Source organism: Clostridium ganghwense (assembly GCF_026735165.1).
GTDB classification, from domain to species: domain Bacteria; phylum Bacillota; class Clostridia; order Clostridiales; family Clostridiaceae; genus Clostridium_H; species Clostridium_H ganghwense.
On record NZ_JAPQES010000002.1, the window covers coordinates 473147 to 485830 of the forward strand.

A 12684-nucleotide genomic window follows, 5' to 3' on the forward strand; every position below is an offset into this window, starting at 1 on the left:
TTTTTATTCTAAATCCTTCTATTAATTAAAATAAATTTAAAAAACCAGATAAATATTTATCTGGCTTTTTTATCTTTCAACATTTATATCAACTGACGATTCTGTTTTTTCTTGATCTATGTCATTTTGAATAGTAAAGTTATACCTTGGAACATAATCTGGATAATCTTTTTTTAATCTTTCTTCAAAATATTTTTCGTAAATTGCTCTTGCAACAGGAGCTACAAATCCACCATGTCCTCCATCAAATACTACAGCACAGACTGCTATTTCTGGATTATCAAAAGGTGCAAAACCTACATATACACCATAAGAAGTTCTTCCAAATTCATCTTGAACCTTAGCAAATGTAGCTGAACCTGTTTTACCTCCATTAGATATTGGGAAACCTTCAAAAGCTGTACGTGCTGTACCATCACCACCAGTAACATCTTTCATACCAGCTTTAACAGCATTAACATTTACATCTTTTAAATTTATTTTTTCAATAAGCTCTGGTTTATATTCCTTAACTACTTTTCCATCTTGATCTAATATTTTATCAACTAAATGCACTTTATATCTATTTCCTCCATTGACAAGCGTTGCAATATAATTTGCCAATTGAAGTGGTGTAAATTGATTTGTTCCCTGTCCTATAGATGCATCATAAACATTGTTTTGGTTATTTATATTAAAATTAGCATCATCAATTGAATAAACTGCTGCTAGCCATGCTTGCTCTACTTGATCAGCAACATAAGCTTCATATGTCATTTTTTTATTAGCATTTCCAACATAATTTTTAGAGTATTCATTATAGTTATCAGTATATTTTTTCTTTAATTTAGGATCTAAATCTGAAAGTTCTAAAAACATAGATTTGATATCAGCAGTACCTTTAGCCCTATATTTCATTTCTTCTAAAATTCTACTTCTAAGTTTTTCCTTTAATTTTTTAATCTTATCACTATCATTTTCATTATCTGTAATATCCACACCTATATAGTGACTATTGTAGTTAGGAGTTCTTGTATCAGTACCTCTTTGTAAAAGATTAATTAAAGAGTTCATATATAGCGAAGAAAAAATTCTTCTACCTGATTCTAAATTATATACTTGCCCAAATCTTTCTGGAATTTCTATTCCAGTTGCTGGCTTAACTCCACTTGGAGCTCCAAGCCCAAATTTCCATGCATAGTGTGCTATCGCATCAAATCCACCATTATACTTCTTAGTTTGGAATAATCTATCACCAACTTCAAAGAAAAAATAGTTTATGGATTTTTCTATAGCTTTTGCTACGTTCACCTTTCCAAAACTATACGAGTTCCAGTCTCTACCTTTATATCCGTGTTTAGTATAAACAATGCCATCATATATAGTTTCATTTGGTTGTAATACGCCTTCTTCTAATCCTGCAAGCCCTACAAGAGGTTTAAAAGTAGAACCTGGAGGTATAAGACTTTTAGTAGCGTAATTATAAAGAGGCTTTGGATATATGTCATATCTATCCTGTCTAATAGTAGTATTATTTTTTATACTTTTATCCAATGGAAATAATCTATCCACTATATCATCTACAGTTTTATTTTTATAAGCTTCTCTTGCAATACCATTTCTTTTTAATAAATTTTTAGCATATTCTGCTCCAAAAGATTTTAAATCTGGATTAAAATATTGTGATTGCAATTCAGACGTTAACCTTCCTGGTACAGCAAATAAATTAGGATCATATCCTGGTTTACTTACCAATGCAAGTACTTTTCCAGTCTTTACATCAATAGCTGTAACTGCTCCTCTTGTTGCATTTGTTGTATCAACATCATCATTTCTTCCTGACGCTTGTAAATTTTTCATAACTTGATCAAAAGCCATTTCAGCAGTATATTGAATTTCACTATCTACTGTTAACTGCACACTTTTGCCTGGATAAGGCTCTTTTCTACCAAGTTCCTTCATAATTCTACCATGTTTGTTTATCTGTACAATTTTAGTACCCTTTGATCCTCTAAGTGTACTTTCAAAAGCACTTTCTATTCCTGCTGCACCTATATAATCAGTACTTGCATCATATCCTTTTTCTTCATACTTTTCTTGATTATACGAACTTATCTTAGACAGATATCCTAAAAAAGCTGAACCCAATTCCTTATTAGGATATACTCTTATTGGATCAACAGTCACCTCAATACCAGGAAGTTCCTCATATTTCTGCATATATATAAATGCAGTATTTTTTTTAAGGTTTGAAGCAATAACAACAGGTTTAAAACCATAAAAGCTCTGCATTTTCATAGCATCTTTTACAAGCATTAATCTTCTTTTTAGTTGTAAAGAATACCTGTCCTTTTTAACATTATACAGTCCAACTAAATAATCAAAAATTTCCTTTGGCATCTTTTTATATAATTCAGCAAATATCTTTTCGTCTTCTTTATTTTTAACTTCTATTTTGTGCAAATTCAAATAATGTTCTAAAGTTTCTGTACCTTTTACTTCTTTACCTTTCATCTTATTAAAAAGGTCTGTATATATTAATTTATTTTCTTGAGCATCGATTTTATAAAAATGTAACAAATAATTAAAAGTTTCTTCTGGAGTTATCTTTAATAGTTTTTCATCAATTTTCTTTTTTTCTTCCTCAGTTAACTCTTCTGATTTTTTTCCTGGGAAAAGGTCTTTTCTAACTTCGTCATTCATTCCTCTATCTTTTTTGAATCTTAATTCCATCCATCTTCTAGTCTTAGGGTTATCACTTCCGAATTCAAATCTAAATGGATTAATCTTAAGTTCAAAATCATCTCTTTGAGATTCACCATTTTTATCAAGTATTTCAAAAACCTTAATCATAGTATCAAAAAATTTCTTTTTACTTTCATCCGTTTCAGTAAAAACTAAAGTATATCCTTGTCTGCTTTCTGCTAGTATCTTTCCTTTTGAATCAATTATATTTCCTCTTGGAGGTGCTATAGGTATGTTTCTAATAGACTTTTTACTGGTCCTTTCTCTATATTCCTCTCCCTTAACTATTTGCAAATTTACTAACCTACAAATAATTAAGGAAAATATAAGAAACATAATCATAACTAATGCAGTGTATCTATTATATTTTTTCTTATCTTTTTTTTTCTTATATCTCTTTTGTGCTTCACTCATACTAAACTTACTCATTTATAATCACCACTTTAAAATCTCCAATTTTTAACCATAAAATCCTTTTGACAAAGCTTATATACTCTTTTATACATAAAAATTCCAACTACCATATTATATAAGCTTATAAATAATGATGTTTTTATATGTATATATTGTTTTAATATATAAAGAATAGCAAACATCAAAACTCCTTTTAAAAAACTAAGTAAGAAACAAGTAATAATTGGAACTAATGATTTATCTTTAAATATGGTTTTCCCTATTTTACTAGCAGCTAAACACATAATCATATTTAAAAACATATTAATTCCTAAGCTATTAGTTAAATACATATCTTGTAATAGCCCACAAAATATTCCAAGAAAAACACCACTCCAACTATCATTTATGATAGAATAACAAATTGCAAATACAAATAAAAGACTAGGATAATAACCTTTAATAGCAAAAAAAGGTATCAAAGCATTATCTAATATTAAAAACAAAGTTAACAAAAGTATCACTGTAACTATTTTCTTCATCATATATCACCTTAATATTTTACTTCTCTATTATTTTTAGGAACTACTACAAATATCTCCTCAAGTTTATTAAAATCAACACTCGGTTGTATTAAAGCATTTTTTATTAATTTTCCTTTATCTTCTTCTATACTTATAACAGTTCCGATTTTTATTCCTTTTGGATATAGAGCACCAAGTCCAGAAGTTAGAATAACATCTCCTTTTTTGACTTTGGAATCTAAAGGAAGATAATACACTTTCGCAAGTAACTTATCATTAATATCTCTATACCCTTTTACTACCCCATCATTCTCTCCCGTACTATTAACCAAACCAGCAACTGCTATATTCTCATTTACTAGAGATTGAACTATAGCCCAATTATTACCTACTGAAGTTACTTGTCCAACTAGCCCTTCTCCAGTAATAACTACCATCCTTTTCTTTATTCCATCATCTGCGCCTCTATTGATTACAAATCCATCTAACCAGTTATTACCGCTTTTACCTATAATATCGCAACCTATATATTCGTATTCTGACCTTTGATTTTTAAAATTTAACATTTTTCTTAATCGTTCATTCTCTTTTTCTAATGCATCATATTTTAATGCTTTATCAGTAAGCTGAGTATTTTCAGCTCTTAACTGTTCATTTTCATTTTTTACTTTTGAAAAATTCATAACAAAATTTATATTATTCTTTATTTTGTTGTTAAAATTATATACAACTCCTTGAACAGAATTCAACACAACACCTATACCATTTTCTGCAGTAGATTTTTTTTCTCTTTTAGAGGTATAACCAATTAAGATTAAAAAGCTAACTGACAGCACAATAACAGTCACTGTCAGTTTATTCTTAAAAAAAGTCATAATATTTTACTTTTTGCCAACTTTGTCAATATTATCAAGAGCCTTGCCTGCGCCTACTGCAACGCAGTCAAGAGGTGATTCTGCTATGTGTACTGGCATATGTGTTTCTATATTAATAAGCTTATCAATGCCTCTTAACATAGCACCTCCTCCAGTAAGCATTATACCTTTATCCATTATATCTGCCGCAAGTTCTGGTGGTGTTTTTTCAAGGTTAGTTTTTATTGCATCTATAATAGAAGATACAGGTTCCTTGAGCGCTCCCCTAATTTCAGTCTCATTTATTTCAACTACTTTTGGAAGTCCTGTAACAAGATCTCTCCCTCTTATTTCCATAGTTCTTTCTGTTATTTCCTTAGATAAGTCAATACTACTTTCTTCTGTATTTTCTTCATTTTCTTCTTCTATTCCCTCTTCTTCGTCTTCTTCACTTTTTCTTAGTTGTTTTAGTTCTTCTGAAGTCATTCCTGTTGGATATGCAGAACCAATTTCCATCTTTATACTTTCAGCTGTTCTTTCACCAATCATAAGATTATACTCTTTCTTGATATATGCAATAATTGCTTGATCAAGTTCATCTCCTGCTATTCTTAGTGATTTACTTGTAACAATACCACCAAGTGAGATAACAGCAACTTCAGTAGTTCCCCCTCCAATATCAACAACCATACTTCCAGTTGGCTCGTGTACAGGCAATCCTGCCCCTATAGCCGCAGCCATAGGTTCTTCCATTAAATAAACCTCTCTAGCACCAGCTCTTTTAGTTGCCTCTTCTATAGCTCTTCTTTCTACTGCAGTAATTCCCGATGGGAAACAGACAACAATTCTTGGACTTGTAAAAGCTGATTTTGTACAAACTTTAGAAATAAAATTTTTTAACATTTCTTCAGTAACATCAAAATCTGCAATTACTCCGTCTCTCATAGGTCTTATAGCCACAATATTTCCCGGAGTTCTTCCTATCATTTGTTTAGCTTCATTACCTACAGCTAAAACCTTATTTGTAGTTCTATTTATAGCTACAACAGATGGTTCTCTTAAGACTATACCCTTTCCTTTTGAATATACTAATGTATTAGCTGTTCCTAAATCTATTCCCATATCTTTTGTCATTCCAAATAATCGCACGAAAATTTCTCCTTTCACTTTTAAAACTACAATATAAATTTGTCTTTTAAACTTATGTAAACACCATTTCCAATTATTATATGATCCAACAAATCTATTCCTAGTAATTTGCTGCACTCTTTTAATCTTTGTGTTGCCTTTATATCTTCACTACTTGGAGTAGGATCTCCCGAAGGATGATTATGACATATTATAATAGAAGTACTGCTCTTTCTTATTGCTTCACTAAATACTTCTCTAGGATGCACAATAGATGAATTTACACTTCCTATAGATATATCTTTTACAGATATAACAAAATTTTTTGTATTTAGCATAATAATTCTTAAATGCTCCTTTTTTAAACAGCGCATATCATCCATAACTAAATTAGCAGCATCAGAAGGTTGTTTAATTGTATATGTATCTCCAGATTTAAATGTTTTAAATCTTTTTGAAAGCTCTGCAATTGCTAAAAGTTGAGCTGCTTTTGCAGAACCAATACCATTGAGATTCATAAATTCCTCGACGTTCATACTTAAAAGTCCATTCAAGCCTCCACTTTCTTTCAAAATTCGGCTGCTCAAATTTACAATGTTTTCTTTTGATGTGCCTGTTCTTAAAATAATTGCTAAAAGTTCACTATTAGACAAGACTTCAGCACCATATCTCAGAAGTCTTTCCCTTGGTCTTTCATTTTGTGGTAAATCCATAATTTTAAAAGTATTTCTCATCTACATTACTCCTTTTATAGATTTACCCCCATCTCCCTAAGCATATAATTCAATTTATTTAAAGGCAATCCTACCACATTATAGTAGCATCCTTCTATTTTCTCAACAAAAATCCCACCAAATCCTTGAATACCATAAGCACCGGCCTTATCCATGGGTTCTCCTGTAGCTATGTATTTTTTTATTTCTTCTTCTGTAAGTTCTGAAAATTTTACATTTGTACAAACATAGTCTGTTTTTATTTTTTTAGACACAGTATCATAAATTACCACTCCTGAATATACTTGATGAATATTTCCACTTAAAAGTTTTAACATATTAAACGCATCTACCTCATTTTTAGGTTTACCAAGTATATGCTCATTAAAAGCTACTAAAGTATCACTTCCTATTATAACTGCATTAGCATTTATAATATTTGATACTGCTAAAGCTTTTCCTTTAGCAAGTTCCATTACATAATTAGCACAATCACCATTAAATTTTATTTCTTCTTCATTAAAATCGCTCACTATTATATCAAAGTTATTCGTAAGCCTACGTAAAAGACTTTGTCTTCTCTCAGAAGCTGAAGCTAAAACTATGCGCACTTTATCACTCCTAATATTTTCTATATAATATCATTGCTAAAATTGCTCCAATTATAGCCATTAAATTCATGTTGAAATTAATACCAAATGTTAACTTAATAACTTTCAAATTTAAAATAAATGGACTAGAAGTTCCAATAGGATATGATATTTTTAAAAAACTTAGCGTTTTTACACTACTACCTAAAATATCGCCAATAAAATTTCCACTTATTGCACCTAGTAGTATTACAAAAGCTAATAAGCCACCTTTCCCACTACTCCTCACCATATATACCTCTCTTAACTTTTTTATCTTATATAGTTTAACACTTAATAAAAACTTAAACAAGTATATATATCCATTATTTTTCTTAATTTTTTTTGAACAAAATAAAAGCATTCAAAAATATTTTGAATGCTAAAAAACTGTTTATTTTATTTCTTTTAATACATTATATATAAAAATATTCTGCTTATCTATCTCATCTTTTGATATCTCTTCTGGTAATTTATTAATATTATCTTTTAAAGATAAAAATAATTTATAATTTGTACTATTTTTATCTACATTCTTTAAATTAGAAACCCATTCTTTTATCTGCTTAGTCTGCACAGATTTCACCTTATTATCATATAATTTATGTATTATTTGTAAATTTGCATCTATCATTTCACAAATTTGCATATCACATGGATCTTTAGGTTCTAATTCAAATTTGACTCTAGAATATTCCTTTTTATCATTTTTAAGAGAATTTATTATATTTGAGCATTCTTTTTCAGAATATATTCCTAAAATAACTTTAATTTTTTCTTCTTCCTCTACAGAAAAGGCCTTTCCAAACTTAGATAGCTCTATTTTTAAAGCTTGTGCATTATCTTTATTGGAAAATGCTCCACACTGAATAGCTACAAAACTGCTAATATCACTTAAACTTGGCTGTTGCAAATTTTTATTATCACCTTTTTCATTTATTTGTTTCATCTGAACTTCATTTTGTGTATTTTTCTTAACTTTATTATCTCCAGCTCCTTTTATAAATATATCGGATATAATGGTACCAGAAACAAATGCTAAAATTAGTATACCAATTATTATAATTATAAAAAGTATTAAATTATTGTTTTTCTTTTTCAAATCATATCTAGTATACTTCATTTTCATCCCCCCCCATAAAATTAGAATAAACATACCTCTCTACTTTAATTTTATTTTCATAGTTGAATGTTTATACTAAAAAATTCCGACCATAATAGACCGGAATTTTTATAATTATATGTAAATATATATTTTTAGTTTATGTATTACAATTTATTTTATGATTCTTCTTGCTGCTGAGTATCTTGATTTATAGTATGATTGGCTTAAATCGCTTACTATGACTTTCCTTTTTCCGGATGATGCATGAATAAAATTACCATTACCTATGTAAATTCCAACGTGACTATTAGAACCTGAAGTATTGAAGAACACTAAATCTCCTGTCTTTAACTTACTTTTTGATACAGATTTGCCCATCTGAACTTGATATCCTGTATAGTGTGGTAATGAATATCCAAATTTACGATAAACATATGATGTGAATCCTGAACAGTCAAATGATGATGGCCCGGAAGCTGCCCAAACATAAGGTCTTCCTAAAAACTTGTAAGAGTATTCGACTACCCTATTACTAACACTACTACTTCCTCTTGACAGTTTTTCTCTTTCTGATTGTTTCTTAGGTACTTTAATAATTCTATTGCTTTCTAGTTTCGTGGAGCGAACATTTACACTGTGAGTTGCTCCATTTCCGACATCAGCCTTTGCCTCATAACAACTAATAGACATTATAAAACCAAAAGCTATCAAAAAAACTGTTGGCATCATAGTCTTTCGTATAAAACACTTCATTTTTTTTCCTCCTCGCAGCTTCAAAGATAACGTTTTCAAGTGCAAACAATACTAAATTTTCTGACAAAAATAAGCTTTATATCATATTTTTTATAAGTATTGTATATACATTTGTCATTATATAATATTTTATAAAGAATTGTCAATAATTCCTGCATCATATTATCATATTGTCATCAATAATATACTTTATTGTATTATTTTTGTTAAAATTATAAATCCATTATTTAAAGCGGTATTTGTTTCTTTACAAACTCTTGATACTTTAAATTTATTCTTTCTCAAAAAGCTTATAAATCTTAAATTCTTTTCATTAACCTTAACAAAAAAATTACATATTCCACATTCAATACAAAAATACCTTATGATCTCTTTTAATACTTTAGCGCCTACCCCTCTCCCCCTCAAGGAGTGTTCCACCATAATATATCCTATCCAAACTTCATTAGGGTTTTTGAAATCTATTGTTCCCTTAATAATTCCTATAAATTCACTCCCTCTATTTATCTTCAAAAAGAATTCACATTCACTTAAGTAATATTCTAGGAATCGTTCATAAAATTGCTTTTCGTCTAAAGAAGCACTCTGTACCTTTAACAAATACTTTTCTTCCTTTGTAAACCATTTATATATTCTTCCTAAATCTTCTTTTTCTATACTTAAAATTTCTAAGTCTTCAAATTTCAATTTAATATCAAACATACTTTACACCTCTTAATATTTTAATTTCTACATAAATGTTGAATTTCCTTTAAAAAAATAACCTCTAAAGCATAAAAGCTTTAGAGGTTATTTTTAAAATTCTATCAACTAATCATCATAATACATTAAGGTTAATCTAATTATTCTTCTACATAATCGTCTAGCAGTAGGATAAGGTATTCCATACATGCCCATAGTTCTAAAGATACCTGGATTATACCTTTCAATTTTTCTAAGTATTCTATTTACTTCATTAGGCCTATAAGATTCTTTGCCTCTACTTTCATTGCCTTCCTCTTCTCCGTAGTCTTCCTCTTCCATTTCATCCATTTCCATCATATCTGGTTGATACATTCTGCCCATCATACCCATCATCTGAGGCATCATCATTCCTGACATCTCCATCATTTGAGGCATGATCATTCCAGGCATTCCCATTGACATCGGCATACTTATAGGCATAGGAACCATTTCGTATTCCATATCCATTCTATCTTCAGAATTAAATTCCATATACATACCCCCATAATAAATTAACTATATTATAAGGTATGCACAAGATTAGTATTTAAATACTTTTTTTAATTTTTTACATATCTATTCCATTGCTATTAGATTAACTTTTACCACATTTTTCGTTTCTCGTATTTCGTCAATTAAATCATTTAATTCAATATTCATATTTGAAATATCAAAAGTTATTGTTACATTAGCAGCATTATTGATAGGTATATCTTGATTTATAGTTAATATATTTCCATTAACCTGAGCTATTCTATCTAATATTTTAGACAAAGTCCCTGCTTCGTGACAGAGTGAAAATGCAATAGTAGCTTTTTGTACATGAGTTGCTTCTGCAACAGGAAAAACAGAATCTTTATATTTATAATACGAGCTTCTACTTATCCCGACTTCTTTAACAGCTTCAGTAATATCTTTTGCTTTACCCGTCTTTAAGATTTCCTTAGCTTTAACAACTTTTTCAAAAACTTCTGGCAAAATCTTTGTGTTTATTATCAGATATTTATTCATCTTTACTCCTACCATCCTATCGTATATTAATAAAAATATTTTATACTATTATTTTAATTTCTTTTTTATATTTATTCAAATAAAAATATAAAAAACTAATCAACTATACACTATTAATTTTTTATTTTTTTGCATTTGTTAATATAATTTACACTCAAAAATCTTGTAATTTAAATTCATTTACAATACTATACAATATATTGGCACCTTGATTATTATTATCAACTTCTGCAGCAATTGAATTGCCGCTATTATTAACCTCACTAACACTTTGAGCAATTTCTCCTGAAGTTTTTGCAACATCTATAACTGTATCTGAAACCTCTTCCATACTTCTAGCTATCTGTTCTACAGAATTTGAAATACCATCTGAAATCTCCGTAAAATTCTCAACTATATATTTAAAAGTATTTCCATCATTTTTATATTGAACACTCACATCTATAATATTCTCATAATCTTTTAATACATCTCTTTCAATAACCTGTAAAATTTCTTCTGATGAAGCAGATAGTTCATTTACAGATGCTAAAACTTTATTAACATTAACTTGAATCTCACCAACTGATTCTGATGATTGTTCTGCGAGTTTACGAACTTCTTCTGCAACTACAGCAAAACCTTTACCATGTTCTCCTGCTCTAGCAGCTTCTATAGCTGCATTTAAAGCTAATAAATTTGTCTGCTCTGCAATACCAAGAATGCTTTCTGCCATTTCTGGAATATTTTGAACAACTTTTGCTTCTTCTATAGCCTTCTCAAGCTTTTCCCTTGCGCTTTCATAAATTAACTGAACCTTTTCTTTAGATTCTGTAGAATTTCTATTTATAGCTTCTGTTTTCTTTTGGATATCTAAAGCTAAATTTAAACCTTCTTTAGCTTTTTGAGATGAAGTAACAGCATCTTCTTTAACTGTAACTGTCATTGAAGTAACTTCCTGTACAGCTGCAGAGGTTTCTTCCATACTAGCTGAAATTTCTTCTGTTGCTCCTGACACTTTTTCTATCTGTGTACTCAATATTTTAAACATATCTCCTGTTTTATCACTGCCGTCTAATATAGTATTACTTTCTTCTTTAACAGCTATCATTACTCCATTTAATGCATCCGCTGCATCATTTAAAGCTTTTCCTGTTTGTCCAAATTCATCTTTTCTTGTAACATCTATTTTATAGGATAAATTGGCTTTTCTTAGTGCCTCTGCGTATTCTTTAATTTTCAACAAAGGATTTTTAATATCTCTAGCAATATATATAGCTACACCTAATCCCGTTAATATACATAAAACTGATACAACAATCACTCTTATTTTTAATGTACCTAATGCTTCAAGTAATTGTTCTTTTGGTACTATATTGCTGAATATACTAGAAGCACTAAAATATACAATGCCTCCTAAAATGCTACATACAATAATTAGTAAAATTAATATTGTAAATATAATCTTTGTACTAATGGTTTTATTTTCTTCTAACATCATTCAACAGCCCCTTTAATATAAAATATAAAATATAAAATCACACGCCCCCTTTCTTCTTATTTTATAAATTCTACATTTTGTCAATATTTCCTCTACTTTCAAAGCATTTATACTAGATAATTGTTTTTTCGTTCTATCTAAAATCTTTTATTTTATTTAATCTATTAACTATTTGTTTTTATAGGAAATTTTTAAGATTTGTTTTTCATTAATTTAAAATAAAAATATTTTTGTCCCCATAATATCAATTTCATCATATTATAAATTGAACAACATAATTTTAGGGGGGGGATTGATATGAGTTGTAATTGCTGCTGTCATAGACATTATTATTGTGGTAGAACATCCTGCAATTGTGGACATACCCATAAGTACAAAGGTAAAACAACTTATGGGCCAAATTGCGGACCACATGTACACTATATAAAATGTTGTACAACCAAAGAGGATGGTCATCGTCATTACTATTATATTAGGACTAGCGTTAGCTATCCTTGTCCTGGCGGAGGTCATATTCATTATATAAGTGGTCCAACACAATGTGAAGACTGTCACATTCACTATATTTATGATGTCACAAGTCCATGTTAGATATATCTATATCTTAATATATAATAAGGAGCCAAAACTGGCTCCTTATGTGATTT

14 protein-coding genes are annotated in these 12684 nt (G+C 29.2%); 1 reads left to right on the top strand and 13 read right to left on the bottom strand.

Going from position 1 to position 12684, the window contains the following annotated elements; translation table 11 throughout:
- Nucleotides 1-69: 69 nt before the first annotated feature.
- The 13 genes from OXH55_RS08940 to OXH55_RS09000 form a co-directional block, all read right to left on the bottom strand.
- A complete protein-coding gene (locus OXH55_RS08940; protein ID WP_268049574.1) occupies nt 70-3153 on the bottom strand; it encodes a penicillin-binding transpeptidase domain-containing protein in 3084 nt (1027 codons plus the stop codon).
- A gap of 14 nt (nt 3154-3167) precedes the next feature.
- Nucleotides 3168-3659 carry a rod shape-determining protein MreD gene (gene mreD / locus OXH55_RS08945; RefSeq protein ID WP_268049655.1) on the bottom strand — a complete coding sequence of 164 codons (492 nt, stop codon included), beginning with the start codon at nt 3657-3659 and terminating at the stop codon, nt 3168-3170.
- Between the two features lie 11 nt (nt 3660-3670).
- Complete coding sequence (gene mreC / locus OXH55_RS08950; protein ID WP_268049575.1) at nt 3671-4516, bottom strand: rod shape-determining protein MreC; 846 nt, start codon at nt 4514-4516, stop codon at nt 3671-3673.
- A 6-nt stretch (nt 4517-4522) separates the two neighbouring features.
- Nucleotides 4523-5644, bottom strand: coding sequence for a rod shape-determining protein (locus OXH55_RS08955; RefSeq protein WP_336296765.1), 1122 nt, complete (start codon nt 5642-5644; stop codon nt 4523-4525).
- Nucleotides 5645-5670: 26 nt separating this feature from the next.
- The gene (gene radC, locus OXH55_RS08960) at nt 5671-6357 is read right to left on the bottom strand and encodes a RadC family protein (protein ID WP_268049576.1); all 687 of its coding nucleotides are present in this window, start codon (nt 6355-6357) and stop codon (nt 5671-5673) included.
- A 14-nt stretch (nt 6358-6371) separates the two neighbouring features.
- A complete protein-coding gene (locus tag OXH55_RS08965) occupies nt 6372-6947 on the bottom strand; it encodes a Maf-like protein (RefSeq protein ID WP_268049577.1) in 576 nt (191 codons plus the stop codon).
- A 10-nt stretch (nt 6948-6957) separates the two neighbouring features.
- On the bottom strand, nt 6958-7218 hold the full coding sequence (locus OXH55_RS08970) for a DUF4321 domain-containing protein (protein WP_268049578.1): 261 nt from the start codon (nt 7216-7218) through the stop codon (nt 6958-6960).
- A gap of 141 nt (nt 7219-7359) precedes the next feature.
- Nucleotides 7360-8088, bottom strand: a complete 729-nt coding sequence (locus tag OXH55_RS08975; RefSeq protein WP_268049579.1) for an SPOR domain-containing protein — start codon at nt 8086-8088, stop codon at nt 7360-7362.
- A 153-nt stretch (nt 8089-8241) separates the two neighbouring features.
- Nucleotides 8242-8823, bottom strand: a complete 582-nt coding sequence (locus tag OXH55_RS08980; RefSeq protein WP_268049580.1) for a C40 family peptidase — start codon at nt 8821-8823, stop codon at nt 8242-8244.
- Nucleotides 8824-9012: 189 nt separating this feature from the next.
- Nucleotides 9013-9525, bottom strand: a complete 513-nt coding sequence (locus OXH55_RS08985) for a GNAT family N-acetyltransferase (protein WP_268049581.1) — start codon at nt 9523-9525, stop codon at nt 9013-9015.
- Nucleotides 9526-9633: 108 nt separating this feature from the next.
- Nucleotides 9634-10038, bottom strand: a complete 405-nt coding sequence (locus tag OXH55_RS08990) for a hypothetical protein (RefSeq protein WP_268049582.1) — start codon at nt 10036-10038, stop codon at nt 9634-9636.
- 84 nt (nt 10039-10122) lie between these two features.
- Nucleotides 10123-10557, bottom strand: coding sequence for an ACT domain-containing protein (locus OXH55_RS08995; protein WP_268049583.1), 435 nt, complete (start codon nt 10555-10557; stop codon nt 10123-10125).
- A 154-nt stretch (nt 10558-10711) separates the two neighbouring features.
- Nucleotides 10712-12037 (bottom strand): methyl-accepting chemotaxis protein, encoded by a 1326-nt coding sequence (locus OXH55_RS09000; protein ID WP_268049584.1) that lies wholly within the window; start codon nt 12035-12037, stop codon nt 10712-10714.
- A 297-nt stretch (nt 12038-12334) separates the two neighbouring features.
- Here OXH55_RS09000 and OXH55_RS09005 point away from each other — a divergent pair, with 297 nt between their 5' ends.
- Entirely contained in the window at nt 12335-12628 is a 294-nt protein-coding gene (locus OXH55_RS09005) for a YmaF family protein (protein WP_268049585.1), read from the top strand.
- Nucleotides 12629-12684 lie beyond the last annotated feature (56 nt).

Coding starts and splice junctions, on each gene's coding strand:
- OXH55_RS08940 (WP_268049574.1), bottom strand. CDS start 3,153: ATGAGTAAGTTTAGTATGAGTGAAGCACAAAAGAGATATAAGAAAAAA.
- mreD (WP_268049655.1), bottom strand. CDS start 3,659: ATGAAGAAAATAGTTACAGTGATACTTTTGTTAACTTTGTTTTTAATA.
- mreC (WP_268049575.1), bottom strand. CDS start 4,516: ATGACTTTTTTTAAGAATAAACTGACAGTGACTGTTATTGTGCTGTCA.
- radC (WP_268049576.1), bottom strand. CDS start 6,357: ATGAGAAATACTTTTAAAATTATGGATTTACCACAAAATGAAAGACCA.
- OXH55_RS08970 (WP_268049578.1), bottom strand. CDS start 7,218: ATGGTGAGGAGTAGTGGGAAAGGTGGCTTATTAGCTTTTGTAATACTA.
- OXH55_RS08975 (WP_268049579.1), bottom strand. CDS start 8,088: ATGAAGTATACTAGATATGATTTGAAAAAGAAAAACAATAATTTAATA.
- OXH55_RS08980 (WP_268049580.1), bottom strand. CDS start 8,823: ATGAAGTGTTTTATACGAAAGACTATGATGCCAACAGTTTTTTTGATA.
- OXH55_RS08985 (WP_268049581.1), bottom strand. CDS start 9,525: ATGTTTGATATTAAATTGAAATTTGAAGACTTAGAAATTTTAAGTATA.
- OXH55_RS08990 (WP_268049582.1), bottom strand. CDS start 10,038: ATGGAATTTAATTCTGAAGATAGAATGGATATGGAATACGAAATGGTT.
- OXH55_RS08995 (WP_268049583.1), bottom strand. CDS start 10,557: ATGAATAAATATCTGATAATAAACACAAAGATTTTGCCAGAAGTTTTT.
- OXH55_RS09000 (WP_268049584.1), bottom strand. CDS start 12,037: ATGATGTTAGAAGAAAATAAAACCATTAGTACAAAGATTATATTTACA.
- OXH55_RS09005 (WP_268049585.1), top strand. CDS start 12,335: ATGAGTTGTAATTGCTGCTGTCATAGACATTATTATTGTGGTAGAACA.